Origin of the sequence: Curtobacterium sp. VKM Ac-2889 (genome assembly GCF_015350855.1) — a bacterium.
Taxonomy (GTDB): domain Bacteria; phylum Actinomycetota; class Actinomycetes; order Actinomycetales; family Microbacteriaceae; genus Curtobacterium; species Curtobacterium poinsettiae.
Genome location: NZ_JADKSC010000001.1, coordinates 881,958 through 903,443 on the forward strand (window position 1 = coordinate 881,958; position 21,486 = coordinate 903,443).

The window sequence follows — 21,486 nt, forward strand, 5'->3', positions numbered from 1 at the left end:
CGCGAGCTGGAAAGGAACGGCACGGCAATCCTGCCGAGCACGAAGCCAGCGAGCACGAGGAAAGAACCATGAAGGTCAACCCCAGCGTCAAGCCCATCTGCGAACACTGCCGTGTGATTCGCCGCAAGGGCCGCGTCATGGTGATCTGCAAGAGCAACCCGCGTCACAAGCAGCGCCAGGGCTAGTCCCGGGCGCGTGACCGGCGCCGACGGTGTCCCTCGGGCACCAGGCTGCTCGAGCACGACCCACAACTGAAGATCGACAACGCAGTACCAGAACCCGACCGCACGACGGCCGGGGGACACCTCGGGGCGGAGGCCCGAGCACCGGTACTGCGCCACACCTCCATCGACAACAGGAGCAGCCATCACATGGCACGTCTAGCAGGCGTCGACATCCCGCGCGAGAAGCGCGTGGAGATCGCACTCACGTACATCTACGGCGTCGGCCGTACCCGCGCCGTCCAGGCACTGACGGAGACCGGTATCTCCGGTGACATCCGCGTCAAGGACCTGACCGACGACCAGCTCGTCGCCCTCCGTGACTTCATCGAGGGCAACTTCAAGGTCGAGGGTGACCTCCGCCGTGAGGTCGCCGCCGACATCCGACGCAAGGTCGAGATCGGCAGCTACGAGGGTCTCCGCCACCGTCGTGGTCTCCCGGTGCGCGGTCAGCGCACCAAGACCAACGCTCGTACCCGCAAGGGACCGAAGCGCACCGTGGCAGGCAAGAAGAAGGCTCGATAGGAGACCCCGATGGCTACCCCCAAGACTGCCGCGCGCAAGCCGCGCCGCAAGGAGAAGAAGAACGTCGCTGTGGGCCAGGCCCACATCAAGAGCACGTTCAACAACACGATCGTCAGCATCACCGACCCGTCGGGTGCCGTCCTCAGCTGGGCGTCCTCGGGTGCCGTGGGCTTCAAGGGTTCGCGCAAGTCGACGCCGTTCGCGGCGCAGCTCGCTGCCGAGTCCGCTGCGCGTCAGGCGCAGGAGCACGGCGTCAAGAAGGTCGACGTCTTCGTGAAGGGCCCGGGTTCGGGTCGCGAGACCGCGATCCGTTCCCTCCAGGCCGCTGGCCTCGAGGTCGGCTCGATCAACGACGTCACGCCGCAGGCGCACAACGGGTGCCGCCCGCCCAAGCGCCGCCGCGTCTGACGCGAGGAGCAACCGGCCGCGCCCTGCTCGTCCCCTGACCGGATCCGTTCCGGCGAGGGCGGGCAGGGCCCGCGGCCATTCCTGGTCGTTCGATCGCGCACGTGTGTGCGCGTGATCACAACTCAACAGACCCGTCGGGGCCCATGCGGCCCCGTCGTACCGCCAAGTGTCATATAGCGGACACTTCGCCGAAAGGAATCCCACAGTGCTCATTGCACAGCGCCCCACCCTGACCGAGGAGCCGATCTCCGAGCACCGCTCGCGCTTCGTCATCGAGCCGCTCGAGCCCGGCTTCGGGTACACCCTCGGCAACTCGCTGCGCCGCACGCTCCTCTCCTCGATCCCCGGCGCGGCTGTCACCAGCATCCGCATCGACGGCGTCCTCCACGAGTTCAGCACCGTTCCCGGTGTCAAGGAAGACGTCACCGAGATCATCCTCAACATCAAGAGCCTGGTCGTCTCCAGCGAGCACGACGAGCCCATCACGGCGTACCTGCGCAAGCAGGGTGCCGGTCAGGTCACCGCAGCGGACATCTCCGCTCCGGCCGGCGTCGAGATCCACAACCCGGAACTCGTCATCGCGACCCTGAACGACACCGCGCGCTTCGAGCTCGAGCTGACGATCGAGCGTGGCCGTGGCTACGTCTCGGCGACGCAGAACCGTTCCGAGTTCAGCGAAGCCGGTCAGATCCCGATCGACTCGATCTACTCGCCCGTCCTCAAGGTCACCTACCGCGTCGAGGCGACGCGTGCCGGTGAGCGCACGGACTTCGACCGCCTGGTCGTCGACGTCGAAGCGAAGCCGGCCATCACGCCGCGCGACGCCATCGCGTCGGCCGGTCGCACGCTGGTCGAGCTGTTCGGGCTCGCTCGCGAGCTCAACACGGCGGCCGAGGGCATCGAGATCGGCCCCGCGCCGGTCGACGCCGTGCTCTCGAACGAACTGCAGACCCCGATCGAGGACCTCGACCTGTCGGTCCGCAGCTACAACTGCCTGAAGCGGGAGGGCATCAACACGGTGTCCGAGCTCGTCGCCCTGTCGGAGACGCAGCTCATGAACATCCGCAACTTCGGTCAGAAGTCGGTGGACGAGGTCAAGGACAAGCTCACCGAGCTCGGCCTGTCCCTCAAGGACACCGTCCCCGGATTCGACGGCGCCCACTTCTACAGCGGGTACGACGAGGACGAGTCCAACAACTGACCTCGCGCTCACGCGCAAGCGCGCTGACACCGCGCGCACCACTTTCACCACTGGAGAACTGACATGCCGAAGCCCACCAAGGGCCCCCGCCTCGGTGGCGGTCCCGCCCACGAGCGCCTGCTCCTGAGCAACCTCGCCAACGCCCTCTTCACGCACGGTCGCATCACGACCACCGAGACGAAGGCCAAGCGCCTCCGTCCGGTCGCGGAGCGTCTCATCACGTTCGCGAAGCGCGGCGACCTGCACGCGCGTCGTCGTGTGATCAGCATCCTGCGCGACAAGTCCGTCGTGCACACGCTGTTCACCGAGATCGCCCCCCAGGTCGAGGACCGCCAGGGTGGTTACACCCGCATCACGAAGCTCGGCTTCCGCAAGGGCGACAACGCCCCGCTGGCGTCGATCGAGCTCGTCCTCGAGCCTGTCTCGAGCACGCCCGCTCCGGTCAAGCGCAACTCGGCTCCGGCCGCTGCTGCCGCCCCGGCCGCCGACGAGACCACCGAGGAGGCCCCGGTCGAGGAGACCGAGACCACCGAGGAGTCCGCCCCGGTCGAGACCGAGTCCGAGACCGAGGCAGCTGCCGAGGTCGAGGCCGACGCCGCCGAGAAGTCGGACGACGCCGACACCAAGTAGTCCGGTGCGCCTCTGGCGCGCTGCACCACCACCACGAAGCCCCCGCGACCCAGGTCGCGGGGGCTTCGTCGTGCCCGAGGCTGGTCGTGCTCACCGACGGCTCGGCGTAACGTCACCGGCCGGGTGCGACGGAGGGAAGTCATGGCGTTCCAGCACGTAGCGGGTCTGGGGACACGGGTCTGGCGGTGGAGCCGGACCTCGGGCACGCAGCCGCGCCTGCTGCACGCCGGCAAGGCCGCTGCCGCCGCGGTGATCGCCTGGTTCGTGGCGCAGCACATGCCGGGCGTCGCGGCCGAGTACCCCTACTACGCACCGCTCGGTGCCGTCGTCGCGATGCAGACCACGGTGTTCGCGGGCATCCGGAGCGGCGTGCAGACCCTGGTCGGGATCGCGCTCGGCATCCTGATCGCCGGGTTCACGATGTGGGTCGGGGACCCCGGTTTCCTGGCGATCGCCCTGGCGGTCGGCGTCGGTGTGCTCGTCGGTGGGTTCCGCGTGCTGGGCGAGGGCAGCTCGTGGGTGTCCACCGCGGCGCTCTTCGTGCTGCTCGTCGGCGGCGCGCACGCCGAGGGCTACTCGCTCGGGTACCTGGTGCAGATGGCCGTGGGCGTGGTCGTCGGGCTGCTCGTCAACTTCCTGGTGTTCCCGCCGCTGCACTTCTGGGACGCCGAACACCGCATCGACGCGGTGAACGGCGTGCTCGCCGATCACCTCGACGGCCTGGCTGCCGTGCTTGAGGAGGGCAAGCGCGACGAGAAGGCGTGGGACCACCAGCAGGACCGCCTGGACCGCGCCATCGCCGACGTGCGGTCGCGCGTGGCGATCGCGCACGAGAGCCGACGGCTCAACCCCCGCGGTGCCCTGCGCGGATCCCGCGCACGGCTCCAGAAGGACGGTGGACGCTTCCGCGCGCTGGAACGGGTCGCCTGGTACACGACGGACCTCACCGAGCTCGTGGCACGTTCCGGCCCGGTGTCCGAGGGCGTCGGGCGGCCGGACCCCGCCTTCGCCACGCCCATCGCCGAGGCGCTCCGGAAGATCGCCAGCACGATCCGCGGCGACTCCCCGGAGGACCAGGCCGAGGCGGCGATCGCCGACCTCGAGCAAGCGCTCGACGCCTCGCGCGAGAACCCCTCCCACGTCGCCGTCACGTCGGCCGCGCTCGTCGCCCTGCGCGGGATCGTCGAGTCCGAGCGACGCGCCACCGACGACCTCGACACCCGCACGGGCCCGTCAGCGTTCGGTCGACCGCGCGGCTGAACGGGTGCAGGCAGCCACGACCCGGTGGACGGGGCACCGGCCGGGAGGCACGGACCACCCCCGCTACGGTGGTCACGTGGACGAGACGGCCGGGTTGCAGGATTCCGACAGCACCGCCGACGTGCGGCTGCGGCTCGACATCGCCTACGACGGGGCCGCGTTCTCCGGGTGGGCACGGCAGCCCGGGCTCCGGACCGTGCAGGGTGCCCTCGAAGCCGCCCTCGCCACCGTCTTCACCCGCTGGGGCGAACCGCCGCTGCTCACCGTCGCCGGACGCACCGATGCCGGCGTGCACGCCACCGGGCAGGTCGCGCACCTGGACCTGTCGGCAGAGCAGTGGGCAGCACTCACCGGGAAGCGTGGGTCGGGCCGCTCACCCCTCGACGGGTTGCGCAAGCGGGTGAACGGCATCGCGGCACCCGAGGGGGACGTCGTCGTCACCGGGGCCTCGGTGGCGCCCGCCGGGTTCGACGCCCGGTTCTCGCCACTCTGGCGCCGGTACGAGTACCGGATCGCGGACGCCGACGGCCCGCGCGATCCACGTCGGCGTGGGCACACGCTCTGGCACGCGGCGCGGCTCGACCCGGCAGCGATGGAGCGCGGTGCGCTGACGCTGCTCGGGCTGCACGACTTCGCGACGTTCTGCAAGCCGCGCGAGGGGGCGACCACCATCCGGACGTTGCAGCAGTTCCGCTGGGACCGCGAGCCGGACGGCGTGCTGGTGGCGCGCCTCCAGGCCGACGCCTTCTGCCACTCGATGGTGCGGGCCATGGTCGGCGCGACCATCGCCGTCGGCGAGGGCCGCTTCGGCCCGGACCGCCTCGAGGAACTGCGCGTCGCCGAGGAACGCACCAGCGCGTTCAAGACGGCGCCCGCGATGGGACTGACCCTGACCGAGGTGGGCTACCCGGCGGACGCTGCGCTCGCGGAGCGGGCGGAGCAGACCCGGGCCCGACGCTCGGCGGACGGTACCGTCGAGGGATGAGCCCGCGCGAACCCCGTTCCGTCGTGTCCGTCGCCCCCGGAGTCGTCTTCGTCGAGGGCCCCGTGTCCAACTGGGTGGTGCTGGCGGAGGAGGGCGGCGTCGCGCTCATCGACGCGGGGTACCCGGCCGACACGGACCTGGTGCTCGACACCGTGCGCGCCGCCGGACACGACCCCGCCGACCTCCGACGCGTCTACGTCACGCACGGACACGTCGACCACGTCGGCGGCATCCCCGGGATCCTGGAGCGGTACCCGCACGTCGAGGTGCTCGCGCACGCCGACGAGCTCGACAACGTCCGCGGGCCGGAGCGGCAGCAGGTCACCCCGGCGGAGATCGGCGGTCGGCTCGCCAGCCCACGCGTCCTCGCCTGGTTGGCACGGGCGATCCGGTCGGACGCCCTGCGGCCCACCACCGTGCCGTCGGCGCGTGCGTTCACGGGCGCGGACTTCGCGGGACGCGCGATCGCGCCGTTCCCGGCCGTCGGGCACACCGACGGTTCGACGGCGTACCTGCTGCCCGCAGCCGACGCAATCGTGACGGGCGACGCGGTCGTCAGTCGCCACGACACCCAGCCCGGGTCGTGGGCCCCGCGGCCGCGGATGATCACGCCGTTCTTCACCGCCGACCAGGACCGCGCGCTCGAGTCGGCGCGGGCGCTGCCGTTCCCGGCACTGGTACTGCCCGGACACGGACCAGCCGTGCGGCGCGTGGGCGGGACCTGGCTGCCGATCGGCTGATGCCGCCGCATCGCTGATGTTGCCGAACGCAATCATTCACCTCAGCGCAACCTGAATGTCCCCGCAGGTCGGTAGCGTGCGGGCATGGCCAACACCCTCGGGCGCACTCTGCTGTGCGCCACGGCGGCCGCGACGCTCCTCGCGGCACCACTCGTCACCGTCACCGCAGCGTCAGCGAACCCCGAGGGGACCGGCCTCGTCATCGAGGAGGCCTACCTGAAGGCGGGCAGCAAGGGCGCCTCCTACAACCAGAAGTTCGTCGAGATCGGCAACCCGACCGACGCCCCGGTGTCGCTCCACGGGTGGTCGCTGCAGTACCGCTCCGCGACGGGCACCGGCACCTTCTCGGCCAGCGCGCTCGCGGGCACCGTGCCTGCGAAGGGCACCTTCCTGGTGTCGATGGCGGGCAACGGCGGGTCCACCGCGGCCGGCGAGGACCTGCCCGCCGCCGACGACACCGCGTCGCTCACCCCGTCGGGCACCACGGGCACCCTCGTGCTCTCCGACGCCACCGCACCGCTGGCGCTCGCCGCCGGACCCGTCGCCGCAGGCACCGACGGCGTCGTCGACCTGCTCGGCTACGGCGCCTCGAACACGTTCGAGTCGACCGTCCGCACCGTGACCGGGGACAACTCGGTGCCGAACGGCCTGGTCCGCCAGGGCACCACGGACACCGACGTCAACGGCGCGGACTTCTCGGTGACGACGACGCTCACCCCGCGGAACGCCGCGGGCGAGACGACGGCGCCGACCGAACCCACGGACCCGACCGACCCGGGCGACGGCGGGACCCCCACGCCCGGCACCCCCGCCGAGACGGTGACCATCGCCCAGCTGCAGGGCACCACGGACACCTCGCCGTACGCCGGCAAGAACGTCACGACCGACGGCGTCGTCACCGCGGTGTACGGCACCGGTGGCTTCGACGGCTACACGATCCAGACCGCCGGCACCGGCGGCGCGATCGACCTCGGCGCCCACACCGCGTCCGACGCCGTGTTCGTGTTCTCGTCCGCAACCGCCGGACTGGTGCAGCGGGGCGACCACGTCCGCGTCACCGGCGCCGTGTCCGAGTACTTCGGCCTGACCGAGCTCACGGTGTCCGGCGCCTCGTCGCTGCAGCAGCTCGACGACACCGTCGCGGCACCGCAGCCCGCCGCGGTCGCGTTCCCGTCGTCCGACGCCCAGCGGGAGTCGCTCGAGAGCATGCTCGTCGCTCCCCAGGGCGCGTACACCGTCGCCGACAACTACACGACGAACCAGTACGGCGAGGTCGTGCTCGCCAGTGGGACGAAGCGTCTGATCCAGCCGACCGAGGTCGGTCGCCCCGGCAGCGCCGAGGCGAAGGCCGTCGAGGCCGACAACGCCGCGCGCAAGGTCACGCTCGACGACGGCGCGAGCACGAACTTCCTCACCCAGGCGAACCAGGGCATCCCGGTGTCGTGGCTCACCCAGGGCCCCGTCACCGTCGGGGCCGCCGCCACCTTCACCGAGCCGGTCGTCCTCGACTACCGCAACAACGGGTGGAAGTTCCAGCCGACCGCGCCGATCACCGGTGCGACCCCGGCGGCCGACCTGCCGGCGTCGTTCTCGAAGGTGCGCCAGCCGGCACCGCAGGACGTCGGCGGTGACCTGAAGCTCGCCGGCTTCAACGTGCTCAACTACTTCCCGACCACGGGCGACGAGCTCACCGGCTGCAAGTACTACACCGACCGTGCCGGCGACCCCGTCACGGTGAACTCCGGTTGCGACGCCCGCGGCGCCGCTGAGCAGGAGGACTTCCTGCGCCAGCAGGTCAAGATCGTCAAGGCCATCAACGGGCTGGACGCCGACGTCGTCTCGCTCGAGGAGATCGAGAACTCGGCCCGCTTCGGCCAGGACCGCGACGCCGCGGTGGCCACCCTGGTCGACGCACTCAACGCCGCCACCGGCCAGGACACCTGGGCGTACGCGAAGTCCCCGGCCGTCGTGCCCGCGAGCGAGGACGTCATCCGCCTCGCACTCATCTACAAGAAGGCCCGCGTCGAGCCCGTCGGCGAGTCCACGATCCTGCTCGACGACGCGTTCACGAACGCCCGCCAGCCCGTCGCGGACGCGTTCCGCCCGGTCGGTGGCACCGCGGACGACGACTTCCTGGTGATCGCGAACCACTTCAAGTCCAAGGGCTCCGGCACCGGTGAGAACGCCGACCAGGGTGACGGGCAGGGAGCGTCGAACGCGTCCCGCGTGGCCCAGGCGAAGGCCCTCGTGACCTTCTCCAGCGCCATGCAGGACCAGTACGGCACCGACAAGGTGTTCATGCTCGGCGACTTCAACGCCTACAGCAAGGAGGACCCGGTGGTCGTCCTCGACGACGCCGGCTACACCGACCTCGGCCCGGCTCGGGACAGCACCGAGTACTCCTACGTGTTCTCCGGCCTGAGCGGTTCGCTCGACCACGTGTTCGCCTCGAAGGCCGCACTCGAGACGGTCACGGGCGTGGACATCTGGAACATCAACTCGGTCGAGTCGGTGGGCCTGGAGTACAGCCGCTACAACTACAACGCGACGAACCTGTACACCGACGACGTGTACCGGGCGAGCGACCACGACCCGATCCTGGTCGGCTTCGACCTGGACGCCGCGGGCACGGACCCGGGCACCGAGCCCGGGACCGACCCGACCCCGGTGCCGAGCCCGACGCCCTCGAAGCCGACCCCCGCTCCGACTCCGTCGGCTCCCGGGGCGGTGCCGCCGGTGGCCCCGTCGGAGACCGGTCTCACCGACGCGAACCGTGGGAGCATCTCGGCGCCGGCGTCGGCTCGTGCGGGGGAGACCATCACGGTGACGGTGGGTACGGCGTCTGCCGGTGACACGGTGAACGTGTGGCTGTTCTCGACTCCGAGGTTGATCGGCACGGCTGTGGTCGCTGCTGACGGGACGGTCCGGGTGACGATCCCTGCCGACACGGTGGCTGGTGCGCACCGCCTCGCGGTGACGGCTGCGGACGGCACGCTGATCGGGTGGACCCCGATCACGATCACCGCGGACGGGCAGCTCGCATTCACGGGTGCTTCGGGGCTCGGTGCCGGTGCGCTGGTGGCGTTCCTGCTGCTCGCGGCGGGTGCGGGTGTGCTGATCGTGCGTCGCCGCCGTCGGGCTGCGACTGCGGAGTAGTCCCCACGCCCCACGTCGGGGCGATGAGTGTGCAGAAGACGTCGGGTTCGCGGTGCGGACCCGACGTCTTCTGCTCACCCATGCGCGGTGGGCGCGACCGCGCGGCGGACTGGAGGCGCGGTGCGGGGCCGCCCCGCGCCTCCAGGCCGCGCGCGGCCGCGTTTGACCGACGTACCTCGCGTCGGCTAGGCTCTCACCTTGGTCTGTGCGCCCCGCGCGCGGACAGTCAGATGAGCCCTCCAACCGAGGTGTTCCCCGTGCTTCTGCTCGCGGAACTCCCGACCGGAGTGGGATTCACGGACTCCTCACCTCGACACGAAAGCAGCACTCCTGTGACTCGCACGTTCTCACCGAAGCCGGCAGACGTCCAGCACGACTGGATCGTCATCGACGCCACCGACGTCGTCCTCGGCCGTCTCGCCACCCACGCCGCGGCGCTCCTGCGCGGCAAGCACAAGGCCACCTTCGCCCAGCACATGGACATGGGTGACTACGTCATCATCGTGAACGCCGACAAGGTCGCACTGACCGGTTCGAAGCTCGCGAAGAAGGTCTACTACCGTCACTCGGGGTACCCGGGCGGCCTGACGGCGACCTCCTACCCGGAGATGCTCGAGAAGCACCCCACCCGCGCCGTCGAGAAGGCGATCCGCGGCATGCTGCCGAAGAACACCCTCGGCCGCGAGCAGCTCAAGAAGCTGAAGGTCTACGCCGGCGCGGAGCACCCGCACGCCGCGCAGCAGCCCAAGGCGTACATCTTCGACCAGGTCGCACAGTAGTTCCGGCCACGACGACTTCAAGGACATAGAGAAACTCATGGCTCAGATCGCTGATTCCCTCGACCAGACCCCGGAGAGCTTCACCACGGAGAGCGCACCCGCCGCTGCCGAGGCTGCTCCCCGTCAGATCCTCAACGTCTCCGGCGGTGCCGTCGGGCGCCGCAAGGAGGCCATCGCGCGCGTTCGCCTCGTTCCGGGCTCCGGCACGTTCGTCGTGAACGGCCGCACGCTCGAGGACTACTTCCCGAACAAGCTGCACCAGCAGCTCATCAACGACCCGTTCAAGGTGCTCGAGCTCCTCGGCTCGTACGACGTCGTCGCCCGCATCACCGGTGGCGGCCCCTCGGGCCAGGCCGGCGCGCTCCGCCTCGCCATCGCCCGCACCCTGAACGAGATCGACCGCGAGAACAACCGCGCGGCCCTCAAGAAGGCCGGCTTCCTCACCCGTGACGCCCGCGTCATCGAGCGCAAGAAGGCCGGTCTCAAGAAGGCCCGCAAGGCGTCGCAGTTCTCGAAGCGCTAGTCGTCACCGGCTGAAGATCGCCATGCCGCGTCTGTTCGGTACCGACGGGGTTCGTGGTCTCGCCAACGGCGAGCTGACGGCCGCGCTCGCACTGGGTCTTGCCCAGGCGAGCGCGGCCGTCCTCACACACGGACACCATGCCGACGCCCGCCGGGCGTCGGGTCGACCGCGCCCGCGCGCGGTCCTCGCGCGTGACCCGCGCGTCTCCGGCGAGTTCCTCGGTGCCGCCGTCGCGGCCGGGCTCGCCTCGGCCGGCGTCGACGTGCTCGACGCCGGGGTCATCCCCACGCCCGCCGCGGCGTTCCTCGTCGCGGACATCGACGCCGACTTCGGCGTGATGATCTCCGCGTCGCACAACCCCGCTCCCGACAACGGGATCAAGTTCTTCGCCACGGGTGGTCGCAAGCTGCCGGACGAGGTCGAGGACCGCATCGAAGCGGCCATGCACGACCACTCCGCACCGACCCCCACCGGCATCGACGTCGGGCGCATCTCGCGGTTCGCCGACGCCGAGGACCGCTACGTCGTCCACCTGCTCGGCACGCTGCCGCACCGGCTCGACGGCATCCACGTCGTGCTCGACTGCGCCAACGGTGCCGCCGCTGGCGTCTCACCCGAGGTCTTCGTCAACGCGGGTGCCCGCGTGACGCTCATCGGTGCCGACCCCGACGGTTGGAACATCAACGACGGCGTCGGGTCGACCCACATCGACAACCTGTCGCGCGCCGTGCTCGAAGCCGGCGCGGACGTCGGCATCGCGCACGACGGCGACGCGGACCGTTGCCTGGCGGTCGACGCCGCGGGCAACGCGATCGACGGCGACCAGATCATGGCGATCCTGGCGTTGTCGCTGCAGGAGCGCGGACGCCTGAAGGACGACACCCTCGTCGCGACGGTCATGTCGAACCTCGGGCTCAAGCGGGCCATGGCCGACGCGGGCATCACCGTGATCGAGGCCGGTGTCGGCGACCGCTACGTGCTCGAGAAGATGACCGAGGGCGACTACTCCATCGGTGGCGAGCAGTCCGGCCACATCATCTTCAACGAGTTCGCCACCACGGGCGACGGCATCCTCACCGGGCTCCACCTGGTCGCCGAGATGGCGCGGACGGGCAAGACCCTGCAGGAGCTCGCCTCGTGCATGACGGTGTTCCCGCAGGTGCTGCTCAACGTCCGCGGCGTCGATCGTCACGGGCTCGCCGACCAGGGCGTGCAGGACGCCGTGACTGCGGCGTCCGCGGCACTCGGCGACACCGGTCGCGTGCTGCTCCGACCCTCCGGCACCGAGCCGGTCGTGCGGGTCATGGTCGAGGCTGCGTCGCAGGACGACGCCCAGCGCATCGCCGAGGAGCTCGCCGCCGTCGTGCAGGACCGCCTGGCGCTCGACGCCGCGTAGGGTTCCCCTCCGCAAGACACCGGTGTTCGCCGGTTGAACACGCGCAGGACGCGGTTCAGCTCGCGAACACCGGTGTTTTGCTACCCGCTCGCGCTAGATCTTGCGGAGCAGGACCGAGTTCACCTTGTGGTTCGCGCCCTTCTTCAGCACCAGGGTGGCGCGGGAGCGCGTGGGCAGCACGTTCTCGAGCAGGTTCGGCTCGTTGATCGCCCGCCAGACCTCGGTCGCCGTCCGCACCGCGTCCTCACGCGAGAGCGAGGCGAACCGGTGGAAGAACGAGTCGGGGCTCGAGAACGCCTCTTCCTGCAGGGCGAGGAACCGGTCGACGTACCAGGACTCGATGTCCTTGGTCTTCGCGTCCACGTAGATCGTGAAGTCGAACAGGTCGGACAGCGCGAGCCGCCCGTGCACCGGGGGCGCCAGCACGTTGAGACCCTCGACGATGAGCACGTCGGGCTGCCGGACGACGATCTCGGCATCAGGCACGATGTCGTAGACCAGGTGCGAGTAGTACGGTGCCCGGACCTCGGTTGCCCCGCTCTTCACCTGGCTCACGAAGCGCAGCAGGGAGCGGCGGTCGTACGACTCCGGGAAGCCCTTGCGGTCCATGATCCCGCGGCGCTCCAGCTCGGCGTTCGGGTACAGGAAGCCGTCGGTCGTCACGAGCTCCACGCGAGGGGTGTCCGGCCAGCGCTTCGTCAGCTCCCGCAGCAGACGGGCGACGGTGGACTTGCCGACGGCGACGGAACCCGCGACGCCGATGACGAACGGCGTGCGTCCGGCGCGCTCACCCAGGAACCGGCTCGTCTCGGCGTGCAGGTTCCGTGCGCCGGCCGCGTAGAGCGTGAGCAGGCGGGACAGGGGCAGGTAGACCTCCTGCACCTCCTGCATGTCCAACCGGTCGCCGAGTCCGCGCAGCTGCACGATCTCGGTCTCGGTGAGCGACAGGTGCTCCTTGGGTGCGAGCTGCGACCACTCGGCACGCGGGATCTCCACGAACGGGGTCGGGTGCGCGACGGCGGTCTCCGGGATCGGCATGGGATCGAGCGTACAGACGGGAGGCCCGGGGCACGTGAGCCGGTCGGCTCACGTGCCCCGGGCCTCCCGGCCAGTGCTCGGTGCGCGCCCGCAGGACGCGACGCGTCAGGCGGGCAGGGCCGCCTCGATGGCGGCGACGACCTCGGGGGCGTCCGGCTTCGTGGTGGGGCGGAAGCGCGTGACGGTGCCGTCGGGGGCGACGAGGAACTTCTCGAAGTTCCAGCTCACCCGACCGGCCTTGCCGTCGGCGTCCGGGGTCTCCTTGAGGGCCTGGTAGAGCGGGTGGGCGCTCTTGCCGTTGACCTTGACCTTCTCGGACATCGGGAACGTCACGCCCCACGTGGTGGAGCAGTACTCGTCGATCGCCTCGGACGAGCCGAGCTCCTGCAGGAACTGGTTGCTCGGGAAGCCCAGCACCGTGAACCCGCGGGGGCCGTACTGCTTCTGCAGGGCCTCGAGCTGCTCGTACTGCGGGGCGAGGCCGCACCGGGAGGCGACGTTCACGACCAGTACGGCCTTGTCGGCGTAGGCGCCGAACGTGGTGTCCTCGCCGTGCAGCGTGGTGATGGCGATGTCGTCGAAGCGTCCCATGGCCGAAACGTTATCCCCACCCCCGGGACTTCGCAGGGTCGGCGTCCAGGCAGACCGTAGGATCGGTCCCATGTGTGGAATCGTCGGCTACGTCGGCAGCAACAGCAGCCAGGACGTCCTCCTCGGTGGCCTCCGCCGCCTCGAGTACCGCGGCTACGACTCGGCGGGCATCGCCGTGGTCGACCCAGCCGGAGACCTCGTGTCGGCCAAGAAGGCCGGCAAGCTCCAGGCCCTGGTCGACGAACTCGAGTCGTCGCCGATCCCGGACGGCACGACCGGCATCGGGCACACCCGCTGGGCGACCCACGGCGGCCCGACCGACGGCAACGCCCACCCACACCTGGCCGACGGCGACAAGCTCGCCCTCATCCACAACGGCATCATCGAGAACTTCTCCGAGCTCCGCGCCGAACTGCAGGCCGAGGGCATCGAGTTCCGCAGCGAGACCGACTCCGAGGTCGCCGCGCACCTGGTCGGGCGGGCCTTCCGCGACACCGGTGACCTGACCGCCGCCATGCAGCAGGCCGTGCAGCGGCTCGAGGGGGCCTTCACGCTCCTCGTCGTGCACGCCGACCAGCCCGGTGTCGTCGTCGGCGCCCGTCGCAACTCGCCCCTGGTCGTCGGGCTCGGCGACGGCGAGAACTTCATGGGCTCGGACGTCGCCGCGTTCGTCGCCTACACGCAGCGCGCGCTGTCGATCGGGCAGGACGAGATCGCCACGATCCGCCCCGACGGCGTCGACGTCATCCACTTCGACGGCACCCCCGCCACGCCGACCGAGTTCGAGGTCAACTGGGACGCCTCCGCCGCCGACAAGGGCGGCTGGTCCTCGTTCATGGCGAAGGAGATCAGCGAGGAGCCCGAGGCCGTCGCCAAGACGATCCTCGGCCGCGTCCACGACGGCGCCGTCACCCTGACCGACCTCGACCCGATCGCCGAGCGCCTGGCGACCGTCGACCGGGTCATCGTGATCGCCTGCGGCACCGCCGCCTACGCCGGCATCCTGGGCAAGTACGCCATCGAGCAGTGGGCCCGCATCCCGGTCGAGGTCGAGCTCGCCCACGAGTTCCGCTACCGCGACCCGGTGCTGAACGAGCGCACCCTGGTCGTCTCGATCAGCCAGTCCGGCGAGACCATGGACACGCTCATGGCCGTCAAGTACGCCCGCGAACAGGGCGCCCAGGTCCTGTCGATCTGCAACACCCAGGGCGCCACGATCCCGCGTGAGTCCGACGCCGTGATCTACACGCACGCGGGGCCCGAGGTCGCCGTCGCGTCCACCAAGGCGTTCATCGCCCAGGGCGTCGCGCTGTACCTGCTCGGGCTGCACCTGGCGACGCTGCGCGGCACGCTCACCTCCGAGCAGATCGCCGAGCAGGTGGCCGAGCTCGAGGGGCTCGCACCGAAGCTGCAGCAGACCATCGAGGACGCCGCCGGCATCAAGGACCTGGCCCGCTGGATGGCGGACACCCGGAGCGTGCTGTTCCTCGGTCGCCACGTCGGCTACCCGATCGCGCTCGAAGGTGCGCTGAAGCTGAAGGAACTCGCGTACATCCACGCCGAGGGCTTCGCCGCCGGTGAGCTCAAGCACGGTCCGATCGCGCTGATCGAGCCGGGCCAGATCGTCTTCGTCATCGTGCCGTCGCCCCGCGACCCGCGATCGCTGCACCCGAAGGTCGTCTCGAACATCCAGGAGATCCGTGCCCGCGGTGCCCGGGTCATCGCCATCGCGGAAGAAGGCGACGCCGCGGTGCTGCCCTTCGCCGATGAGGTCCTGCGGATCCCGCTCGCGACCCCGCTGTTCGAGCCGCTGCTCGCCGTGGCCCCGCTGCACATGTTCGGCATGGAGCTCGCCGCGGCCAAGGGCCTCGACGTCGACCAGCCACGCAACCTGGCGAAGTCGGTCACCGTCGAGTAGTCGAGACGGTGATCATCGGGATCGGGGTCGACGTGGTCGACCTGGAGCGGTTCGAACGGGTGCTGGAACGCACACCGGCGATGCGGGCGCGGTTGTTCACGCCGTCCGAGCAGGTCCGTGACGGCGAACCCCGTCCGATCGCGTCCTTGGCGGCACGGTTCGCCGCCAAGGAAGCACTGATCAAGGCCTTCGGGTCGAGTGCCGGGCTCAGCTGGCAGGACCTCGAGGTCGTGTCCGACGACCAGCGGAACCCCTCGCTCACCCTGCGCCAGGGTGCGCGCCGGGTCGCGGATGCGCGTGGCGTGACGAGCGTGCACCTGTCGCTCTCGCATGATGGAGGGATCGCGACCGCGTTCGTGGTCCTGGAAGGAACAGACGTGGTCCTGGAAGGAACGGCCCGGTGAGTGCGTTCACCGGCATCACGATCGATCGCGGAGCCCTGATCGAGAACTACGCGACGATCGCCGACCGGGTCGCCCCGGCTGGTGTGATCGCGGTCGTCAAGGCGAACGCCTACGGCCACGGGGCCCTCGACGCCGCGCAGGCCTTCGTCGACGCGGGCGCCGAGTGGCTCGGGGTCGCCGACATCGACGAGGCCGTCGCGCTCCGGCAGGGCGGCATCGACGAGGGTGTCCGGATCCTCACGTGGCTGCACGCCCCCGACGAGGACTTCCGTCGCGCCGCGCAGTTCGACGTCACGCCGGCGGTGTCGAGCGTCGAGCAGCTGTCCGCCGCCGCGGACTCCGACGTCCGTGCCGTGCACCTGTGCGTCGACACGGGCCTGAGCCGCAACGGGGCGGTCGAGTCCGAGTGGGCCGAGCTCTTCGCGACCGCCGGTGCCCTGGCCCGCGGCGGCAACCGCACCCGGGTCGAGGGGCTCATGTCCCACCTGTCGAACGCCTCGCGCACCGACGACCTCGACCAGGACGCCGCACTGCAGCGTGCGCTGGACGGTCTCGCCGCGAACGGCATCGTGCCGGACGTGGTGCACCTCGCCGCGAGTGCCGCGAGCATCGCCGTGCCGGAGACCCGCCACGACCTGTCCCGCGTCGGACTCGCCCTGTACGGACTGAGCCCCTTCGACGGCCGCACCTCGGCCGACCTGGGGCTGCGTCCGGCGATGCGGGTCACCGCCGCCGTGCTCCGCACCGTGCCGGTCGCCGCGGGTGACGGCGTCTCGTACGGGTACACCTGGCGCGCCGAGACCGACACCCGCCTCGCTGTGATCGGCCTGGGCTACGCGGACGGCTTCGACCGCGACTTCGGCAACCGGGTCTCGGTGCGCATCGGGGACCGCACGTTCCCGGTGGTCGGACGCGTCGCGATGAACGCCATGCACGTCGACGTCGGCGACGCGGACGTGCAGGTCGGCGACGAGGCCGTGCTGTGGGGCGACCCCGCGAACGGCGACCCCGCCGTCGAGGACTGGGCCGACGCCATCGGCACGATCAACTACGAGGTGGTCGCCCGGATCGGCCGCAGCGTGGAACGGAGGACCACGTGAGCTCCGCACCGCTGCGTCAGGCACGCATCGACCTCGACGCGTACCGCGCCAACCTCGAGCGTGTCCGCGAGTGGATGGACCCGGTCGAGGTCATGGCGATCATGAAGGCCGACGCGTACGGGCACGGCCTCGAACCGATCGCGCTCGCCGCAGTCGACGCCGGCATCAGGTGGATCGGTGTGCTGACGGTCCCCGCCGCCCTGCGCCTGCGGTCGATCGGGGTGGGCGAGGACGTCCACCTGTTCACCTGGCAGCACGACCCCGACCTGGACTTCCGTGACGCCATCGACTCGGCCGTCGACCTCGGTGTCTCGAACGTCGCCGAACTGCAGCGCATCGTCGACGCCGTCGACCAGCGCCCCGCCCGGGTCCACCTGGGCGTCGACTCCGGACTGCACCGCGACGGCGCGGTCCCCGCGGACTGGCCGGCCCTCGTCGAGGCCGCGCGGGACGCCCAGCGGAACGGCCGCCTCGAGGTCGTCGCCGCCTACACGCACCTGGCGGAGTCGTCCGACCACGAGGACAGCGCCGCGGTCGCCGTGTTCGACGCCGCGATCGAGATCGCCGAGGACCTGGGGCTCGACGTCCCGACGGAGCACGTCGCCGCGTCGCTCGCGGGGCTGGAACGCAAGGAGTTCCGCAAGGACATGGTCCGGATGGGTGCGAACCTGTTCGGCATCCCCGGGGCCGACGGGGTCTCGGCAGCAGACCTCGGGCTCGAGCCGGTGATGACCCTGACCGCGTCGGTGGCGAAGACGAAGCGTGTCCCCGTCGACACCGGCGTCTCGTACGACTACACGTACCGCACCGCGACCGAGACGACCCTGGCGCTCGTGCCCGTCGGGTACGCCGACGGGGTCCCGCGACTGGCGCAGGGCCGCATCGAGGTCGCGATCGGCGGCAAGCGCTACCCGATCGCCGGCCGCGTCGCGATGGACCAGTTCCTGGTGGACGTCGGCGACGACGACGTGCGGACCGGTGACACCGTCGTCCTCTTCGGCACCGGCGAGCACGACGAGATGACCGTGCTCGAGTGGGGCGCGGCGCTCGAGACCATCGGTGAAGAGATCGTCTGCCGGATCGGCAGCCGTGTGCCCCGGTCCTACGAGGGTCACGACATCGAGGGACGCGTCGGGGAGTACCTGCGGGGCGAGCGGCCGTGACCGGGTCGTCCCACGTCCTGCTCGACACCACCGTCGACGGCACCGAGGCGATGGGGGAGCTCGGTGCCCGGTTGGCCCGGGTGCTGCGCGCCGGAGACCTCGTCGTGCTGACCGGCCCCCTCGGCGCCGGCAAGACGACCCTGACCCGTGGGCTCGGCGCAGCACTCGGTGCGCGTGGACAGGTGTCCAGCCCGACCTTCGTCCTCGCCCGGACGCACCCGACCACCGCCGGGCCGGACCTGGTGCACGTGGACGCCTACCGCCTGTCCGACCCGGTCGAGCTCGACGACCTCGACCTCGACTGGGACGCCGCGATCGTGGTGGTCGAGTGGGGCCGCGGGATGGTCGACGGCGTCAGCGACAGCCTGCTCGACGTCGAGATCACGCGGGCGACCGGTGCCGACGCCGGACCCGCAGCTCCCGACGACACGGACCCGGACGACGTCCCCGACGAGCCCCGCCGGGTCGTCGTCACCGCCTCCGGTCCGCGCTGGCAGGGCGTGGTCCTCTGACCCTGCGGCCCGTCGCCGCGGACGACGTCGAGGCGCTCCGGGCGTTCCTCGTCGAGGCCGACCTGACCCTGGCCGGGCTCGACGTCCCGACCGTGCGGCTCTGGACCGACCGCGCCGACGACGGCAGCGTGATCGGCAGCACCGGCTTCGAGTCGAGCGCGGACGGCGTGCACGTCCTCGTCCGCAGCGTGGCCGTCGCTCCGCAGCACCGTGGGTCCGGAGCCGGCACCCGCCTCGCACGGTTCGCGATCGACCGGGCCGCCGAGGCCGGCGCCCGGCGTGCGTGGCTGTTCTCCCGTCGCTCCGGTCCGTTCTGGCAGTCGCTCGGCTTCGCACCCGCCGACCGACAGGCCCTGGCTGCCGCGCTGCCGGACACCCACCAGGTCCGCCTGTTCCGCCGGACGGGGCAGCTGGAGCACGAGGTCGCGTGGTCCCTGGGACTGCCGGTGCGCTGACCGCCGCCTACGATGGACGGGTGCTGCTCGCGATCGACACCTCCGCCGGGACCTCCGTCGCCGTCGTCGACCCGGCCACCGGCCAGGCCCTCGCGACCCGCGACACCGAGGACAGCCGCCGGCACGCCGAGGTGATCGGCCCGTTCCTGGCCGACACCCTCGCCGAGGCGGGCATCACCGGCGCCGACGTCACCGGTGTCGTCGCCGGCATGGGCCCGGGCCCCTTCACCGGCCTGCGCGTCGGCATCGCCGCCGCCCGCACCTTCGCCGCAGCCCGCGGCGTCCCCGTCCTGCCGCTCGTCAGCCACGACGCCGTCGCCCTCGACCAGCGCGTCGCCGGCCTCGCCGGCCCCTTCGTCGTCCTCACGGACGCCCGCCGCCGCGAGGTCTACTGGAGCGCCTACGACGCCGACGGCGTCCGCGTGGCCGGCCCCGGACTCGCCAAGCCCGCCGATCTCGACGACGCGATCCGCGCCTCCCGGCCCGCAGCGGTGGGCTGGGACCGCGTGACCGTCACGTCCATCCCGGCCTGGAGGCTCGGCGCGCTCGCCGCGGACCGACTCGCGTCCGGCGCGGCGTTCGACCAGGACACCCCCCTGTACCTGCGCGACCCCGACGTCACGGTGCCCGGTGCGCCGAAACGGGTGAAGCAGTGACCCTGCCGGACGGGCTCCGCCTGCGCCGAGCCCACCCGCAGGACCTCGACGACATCATGTGGCTCGAGCACGTCTCGTTCCCGTCGGACGCCTGGTCGGCGTCGCAGATGTCGGGCGAGCTGTACTCGCCGCACGGGTACTACGTCGTGATCGAGACCGTCGACGACACCGCAGCGCCGATGGTCGTCGGGTACGCCGGACTCTCGTCTCTGGCGGGCAACCCGGTGGCCGACGTGCAGACCATCGCGGTCGCCGCCGATCAGCGCGGCAAGGGGCTCGGACGGGTCCTGTTCACGGAACTGCTCGACGAGGCCCGGCGCCGCGGGGTGCGCGAGGTGTTCCTCGAGGTGCGGGCGGACAACCCCGTGGCGCAGGCGATGTACACGGCGTTCGGGTTCGAGCACATCGCGACCCGGCCGCGCTACTACCAACCGGACGGCATCGACGCGTGGGTGATGCGGGCGGAGCTGCCCGGCCCGGACGCGGAACCGTCGTCGGACGTCGGACCCATCGGACAGGAGGCCCTCGGTGAGCGCGACTGAACCACTGGTGCTCGGCATCGAGACGAGCTGCGACGAGACGGGCGTGGGGATCGTGCGGGGGAACACCCTGCTGGCGAACGTGATCGCCTCGAGCATGGACGAGCACGCGCGCTACGGCGGGGTCGTGCCCGAGGTCGCCGCACGGGCCCACCTGGAGGCGATGACCCCGACGCTGCACGAGGCACTCGACCGTGCCGGCGTCACCCTCGACGAGCTCGACGCCGTCGCAGTGACCGCCGGGCCGGGTCTGGCTGGGGCGCTCATGGTCGGGGTGGGGGCAGCGAAGGCGCTCGCCGTGGCCACGGGCAAGCCGCTGTACGGCGTCAACCACCTGGTCGGGCACGTCGGTGCCGACGTGCTGCGCGAGGACGGCAGCGAGATCGAGCTGCCGACGATCGCGCTGCTCGTCTCAGGTGGGCACACGTCGCTGCTGCTGGTGCGGGACCTGGTCGGTGACGTCGAACTGCTCGGCGAGACGATCGACGACGCGGCGGGCGAGGCGTTCGACAAGGTCGCGCGGCTGCTCGGACTGCCCTACCCCGGCGGCCCGCAGATCGACCGGGCCGCGGCCGAGGGCGACCCGACGGCGATCCGGTTCCCCCGCGGGCTGACGCTGCCGAAGGACATGGCCGCACACCGGTACGACTTCTCGTTCTCGGGGCTGAAGACCGCGGTGGCACGCTGGGTCGAACGCTGCCGCGACGAGGGCCGAGAGGTGCCGGTGGCCGACGTCGCCGCGAGCTTCCGCGAGGCCGTCGTCGACGTCCTGCTCACCAAGGCCCTGAACGCCTGCCGCGAAACCGGTGTCGACCGGCTGCTACTCGGTGGCGGCGTCGTCGCGAACGCCCGGTTGCGGCAGGTCGCCGAGGAACGCTGCGCGGCCGTGGGCGTGCGGCTGCGGATCCCGCCGTTCGACCTGTGCACGGACAACGGCGCCATGATCGCCGCCGTCGGCGCCCGACTCGTGGCCGAGGGGCACGCGCCGAGCGACCTCGGCATCGCGGCGGACTCGACCCTGCCGGTGACGACCGTCCAGGTCTGACCAGTTCGGCCCCGGTCCTTCTGGGGGAGCCTGTGGGAGGATTCACACGGGCGTCGGAGAGACCGGACGCCCGAGAGGGGTGGACGGTGTCCGATCAGAACGAGTGGCCGAAGCCGGGCGAGACGCCGAACGGCGCGGCGAACGGACAGCCCGACGGTGCACCCGCCCCGGACGCCCCGCAAGCACCTGACGCGCCGCAGGCCCCGTCGGCTCCGGAAGCGCCCCAGAACCCGCACGGCCA

23 protein-coding genes are annotated in these 21,486 nt (G+C 71.2%); 21 read left to right on the forward strand and 2 right to left on the reverse strand.

Annotated features, from left to right (window positions below; translation table 11 throughout):
- The first annotated feature begins 68 nt into the window (after positions 1 to 68).
- The 12 genes from rpmJ to glmM all read left to right on the forward strand — a co-directional run bounded on the left by rpmJ (position 69) and on the right by glmM (position 11,824).
- The gene (rpmJ, locus tag ITJ50_RS04490) at positions 69 to 185 is read left to right on the forward strand and encodes a 50S ribosomal protein L36 (RefSeq protein WP_022903266.1); all 117 of its coding nucleotides are present in this window, start codon (positions 69 to 71) and stop codon (positions 183 to 185) included.
- Between the two features lie 186 nt (positions 186 to 371).
- Positions 372 to 746, forward strand: coding sequence for a 30S ribosomal protein S13 (rpsM, locus tag ITJ50_RS04495; protein WP_017885508.1), 375 nt, complete (start codon positions 372 to 374; stop codon positions 744 to 746).
- A 9-nt stretch (positions 747 to 755) separates the two neighbouring features.
- Positions 756 to 1,154: a 30S ribosomal protein S11 gene (gene rpsK / locus ITJ50_RS04500; protein WP_017885507.1), complete on the forward strand. Its 399-nt coding sequence runs from the start codon at positions 756 to 758 to the stop codon at positions 1,152 to 1,154.
- A 205-nt stretch (positions 1,155 to 1,359) separates the two neighbouring features.
- Positions 1,360 to 2,355: a DNA-directed RNA polymerase subunit alpha gene (locus ITJ50_RS04505; RefSeq protein WP_017885506.1), complete on the forward strand. Its 996-nt coding sequence runs from the start codon at positions 1,360 to 1,362 to the stop codon at positions 2,353 to 2,355.
- A 63-nt stretch (positions 2,356 to 2,418) separates the two neighbouring features.
- Complete coding sequence (rplQ, locus tag ITJ50_RS04510; RefSeq protein WP_042537495.1) at positions 2,419 to 2,985, forward strand: 50S ribosomal protein L17; 567 nt, start codon at positions 2,419 to 2,421, stop codon at positions 2,983 to 2,985.
- 141 nt (positions 2,986 to 3,126) lie between these two features.
- Positions 3,127 to 4,245, forward strand: a complete 1,119-nt coding sequence (locus ITJ50_RS04515; RefSeq protein WP_056072035.1) for an FUSC family protein — start codon at positions 3,127 to 3,129, stop codon at positions 4,243 to 4,245.
- 76 nt (positions 4,246 to 4,321) lie between these two features.
- On the forward strand, positions 4,322 to 5,230 hold the full coding sequence (gene truA / locus ITJ50_RS04520; protein ID WP_194589992.1) for a tRNA pseudouridine(38-40) synthase TruA: 909 nt from the start codon (positions 4,322 to 4,324) through the stop codon (positions 5,228 to 5,230).
- Complete coding sequence (locus tag ITJ50_RS04525; protein WP_194589993.1) at positions 5,227 to 5,970, forward strand: MBL fold metallo-hydrolase; 744 nt, start codon at positions 5,227 to 5,229, stop codon at positions 5,968 to 5,970. Before truA ends, ITJ50_RS04525 begins: the two co-directional genes overlap by 4 nt.
- Positions 5,971 to 6,054: 84 nt before the next feature.
- Positions 6,055 to 9,126 (forward strand): ExeM/NucH family extracellular endonuclease, encoded by a 3,072-nt coding sequence (locus ITJ50_RS04530; RefSeq protein ID WP_194589994.1) that lies wholly within the window; start codon positions 6,055 to 6,057, stop codon positions 9,124 to 9,126.
- 332 nt (positions 9,127 to 9,458) lie between these two features.
- The gene (rplM, locus tag ITJ50_RS04535) at positions 9,459 to 9,905 is read left to right on the forward strand and encodes a 50S ribosomal protein L13 (RefSeq protein WP_017885500.1); all 447 of its coding nucleotides are present in this window, start codon (positions 9,459 to 9,461) and stop codon (positions 9,903 to 9,905) included.
- Positions 9,906 to 9,942: 37 nt separating this feature from the next.
- Positions 9,943 to 10,428, forward strand: coding sequence for a 30S ribosomal protein S9 (gene rpsI, locus ITJ50_RS04540; RefSeq protein ID WP_017885499.1), 486 nt, complete (start codon positions 9,943 to 9,945; stop codon positions 10,426 to 10,428).
- A 22-nt stretch (positions 10,429 to 10,450) separates the two neighbouring features.
- Positions 10,451 to 11,824 carry a phosphoglucosamine mutase gene (glmM, locus tag ITJ50_RS04545; protein WP_056072023.1) on the forward strand — a complete coding sequence of 458 codons (1,374 nt, stop codon included), beginning with the start codon at positions 10,451 to 10,453 and terminating at the stop codon, positions 11,822 to 11,824.
- A 93-nt stretch (positions 11,825 to 11,917) separates the two neighbouring features.
- Here glmM and coaA read toward each other — a convergent pair whose 3' ends face one another.
- On the reverse strand, positions 11,918 to 12,862 hold the full coding sequence (coaA, locus tag ITJ50_RS04550; protein WP_056072020.1) for a type I pantothenate kinase: 945 nt from the start codon (positions 12,860 to 12,862) through the stop codon (positions 11,918 to 11,920).
- A gap of 105 nt (positions 12,863 to 12,967) precedes the next feature.
- The gene (locus ITJ50_RS04555) at positions 12,968 to 13,453 is read right to left on the reverse strand and encodes a glutathione peroxidase (RefSeq protein WP_017885496.1); all 486 of its coding nucleotides are present in this window, start codon (positions 13,451 to 13,453) and stop codon (positions 12,968 to 12,970) included.
- 70 nt (positions 13,454 to 13,523) lie between these two features.
- Between ITJ50_RS04555 and glmS the strand changes: the two genes are divergently transcribed.
- The 9 genes from glmS (at position 13,524) to tsaD (ending at position 21,245) form a co-directional block, all read left to right on the forward strand.
- Positions 13,524 to 15,371 (forward strand): glutamine--fructose-6-phosphate transaminase (isomerizing), encoded by a 1,848-nt coding sequence (glmS, locus tag ITJ50_RS04560; RefSeq protein WP_194589996.1) that lies wholly within the window; start codon positions 13,524 to 13,526, stop codon positions 15,369 to 15,371.
- 8 nt (positions 15,372 to 15,379) lie between these two features.
- A complete protein-coding gene (locus tag ITJ50_RS04565) occupies positions 15,380 to 15,775 on the forward strand; it encodes a holo-ACP synthase (protein WP_017885494.1) in 396 nt (131 codons plus the stop codon).
- Positions 15,772 to 16,875 (forward strand): alanine racemase, encoded by a 1,104-nt coding sequence (gene alr, locus ITJ50_RS04570; RefSeq protein WP_042537487.1) that lies wholly within the window; start codon positions 15,772 to 15,774, stop codon positions 16,873 to 16,875. Before ITJ50_RS04565 ends, alr (ITJ50_RS04570) begins: the two co-directional genes overlap by 4 nt.
- Positions 16,872 to 18,038 (forward strand): alanine racemase, encoded by a 1,167-nt coding sequence (gene alr, locus ITJ50_RS04575; RefSeq protein WP_194589997.1) that lies wholly within the window; start codon positions 16,872 to 16,874, stop codon positions 18,036 to 18,038. The genes alr (ITJ50_RS04570) and alr (ITJ50_RS04575) overlap by 4 nt, the downstream gene beginning before the upstream one ends.
- Positions 18,035 to 18,550, forward strand: a complete 516-nt coding sequence (tsaE, locus tag ITJ50_RS04580; protein WP_017885491.1) for a tRNA (adenosine(37)-N6)-threonylcarbamoyltransferase complex ATPase subunit type 1 TsaE — start codon at positions 18,035 to 18,037, stop codon at positions 18,548 to 18,550. The genes alr (ITJ50_RS04575) and tsaE overlap by 4 nt, the downstream gene beginning before the upstream one ends.
- A gap of 92 nt (positions 18,551 to 18,642) precedes the next feature.
- Complete coding sequence (locus tag ITJ50_RS04585; RefSeq protein WP_323749884.1) at positions 18,643 to 19,005, forward strand: GNAT family N-acetyltransferase; 363 nt, start codon at positions 18,643 to 18,645, stop codon at positions 19,003 to 19,005.
- A 20-nt stretch (positions 19,006 to 19,025) separates the two neighbouring features.
- Positions 19,026 to 19,661: a tRNA (adenosine(37)-N6)-threonylcarbamoyltransferase complex dimerization subunit type 1 TsaB gene (tsaB, locus tag ITJ50_RS04590; RefSeq protein WP_194589998.1), complete on the forward strand. Its 636-nt coding sequence runs from the start codon at positions 19,026 to 19,028 to the stop codon at positions 19,659 to 19,661.
- Entirely contained in the window at positions 19,658 to 20,203 is a 546-nt protein-coding gene (gene rimI, locus ITJ50_RS04595) for a ribosomal protein S18-alanine N-acetyltransferase (protein WP_194589999.1), read from the forward strand. The genes tsaB and rimI overlap by 4 nt, the downstream gene beginning before the upstream one ends.
- Positions 20,190 to 21,245, forward strand: coding sequence for a tRNA (adenosine(37)-N6)-threonylcarbamoyltransferase complex transferase subunit TsaD (tsaD, locus tag ITJ50_RS04600; RefSeq protein WP_071250154.1), 1,056 nt, complete (start codon positions 20,190 to 20,192; stop codon positions 21,243 to 21,245). Before rimI ends, tsaD begins: the two co-directional genes overlap by 14 nt.
- Positions 21,246 to 21,486: the final 241 nt, after the last annotated feature.

Bases quoted from the DNA above. Each gene is read 5' to 3' on its own strand.
- rpmJ (WP_022903266.1), top strand. From the start codon at position 69: ATGAAGGTCAACCCCAGCGTCAAGCCCATCTGCGAACACTGCCGTGTG.
- rpsM (WP_017885508.1), top strand. From the start codon at position 372: ATGGCACGTCTAGCAGGCGTCGACATCCCGCGCGAGAAGCGCGTGGAG.
- rpsK (WP_017885507.1), top strand. From the start codon at position 756: ATGGCTACCCCCAAGACTGCCGCGCGCAAGCCGCGCCGCAAGGAGAAG.
- rplQ (WP_042537495.1), top strand. From the start codon at position 2,419: ATGCCGAAGCCCACCAAGGGCCCCCGCCTCGGTGGCGGTCCCGCCCAC.
- ITJ50_RS04515 (WP_056072035.1), top strand. From the start codon at position 3,127: ATGGCGTTCCAGCACGTAGCGGGTCTGGGGACACGGGTCTGGCGGTGG.
- ITJ50_RS04525 (WP_194589993.1), top strand. From the start codon at position 5,227: ATGAGCCCGCGCGAACCCCGTTCCGTCGTGTCCGTCGCCCCCGGAGTC.
- ITJ50_RS04530 (WP_194589994.1), top strand. From the start codon at position 6,055: ATGGCCAACACCCTCGGGCGCACTCTGCTGTGCGCCACGGCGGCCGCG.
- rpsI (WP_017885499.1), top strand. From the start codon at position 9,943: ATGGCTCAGATCGCTGATTCCCTCGACCAGACCCCGGAGAGCTTCACC.
- glmM (WP_056072023.1), top strand. From the start codon at position 10,451: ATGCCGCGTCTGTTCGGTACCGACGGGGTTCGTGGTCTCGCCAACGGC.
- coaA (WP_056072020.1), bottom strand. From the start codon at position 12,862: ATGCCGATCCCGGAGACCGCCGTCGCGCACCCGACCCCGTTCGTGGAG.
- ITJ50_RS04555 (WP_017885496.1), bottom strand. From the start codon at position 13,453: ATGGGACGCTTCGACGACATCGCCATCACCACGCTGCACGGCGAGGAC.
- glmS (WP_194589996.1), top strand. From the start codon at position 13,524: ATGTGTGGAATCGTCGGCTACGTCGGCAGCAACAGCAGCCAGGACGTC.